This is a genomic window from Citrobacter sp. Igbk 17, assembly GCF_028069775.1.
Classification (GTDB): domain Bacteria; phylum Pseudomonadota; class Gammaproteobacteria; order Enterobacterales; family Enterobacteriaceae; genus Citrobacter.
On record NZ_JANEWI010000096.1, the window covers coordinates 1 to 462 of the forward strand.

Sequence of the window (462 nt, forward strand, 5' to 3'; positions counted from 1 at the left end):
CTCCACGACGGCGGTCCCAGCGCCGCGCGAACGGCGCTTGCCTATGCGAAGCAGAAGGACGAGATGTACATCTTCCAGGGCGGCAACTACACCCCGGACAACATCCAAGACCTGTTCCGCGGCCTGGGTAGTGACACCGCGATTCTGCTCGACGGCGGGGGGTCATCGGCGATCGTTCTGCGCCGTGATACCGGGGGCATGTGGGCCGGCGCTGGGTCGCCGAAAGGATCGTGCGACACCCGTCAGGTGCTCTGTGACTCCCATGAGCGGGCGCTGCCCAGCTGGCTGGCGTTCAACTAAGGCTTCGCAGCGCCGGCGGGCTCGGTCCTGCTACACCTGCGGCGTCAAATCCAGCGAGGTGATGGTCGTCATCCTGGTCACCAGCCACCGCGCGTCATAACGCTTCATGAACAGCCGGTAGGACAGATACTTCAATGCTGGGATGTTCTTGGTCACCGGACT

At 63.9% G+C, this 462-nt stretch carries 1 protein-coding gene; it reads left to right on the forward strand.

Translation table 11 applies throughout. The features are described from left to right. Positions 1 to 300: phosphodiester glycosidase family protein (locus NNO08_RS22940; protein ID WP_260512479.1), on the forward strand; the 300-nt coding region annotated here is incomplete at its 5' end. Between the last annotated feature and the right edge of the window lie 162 nt (positions 301 to 462).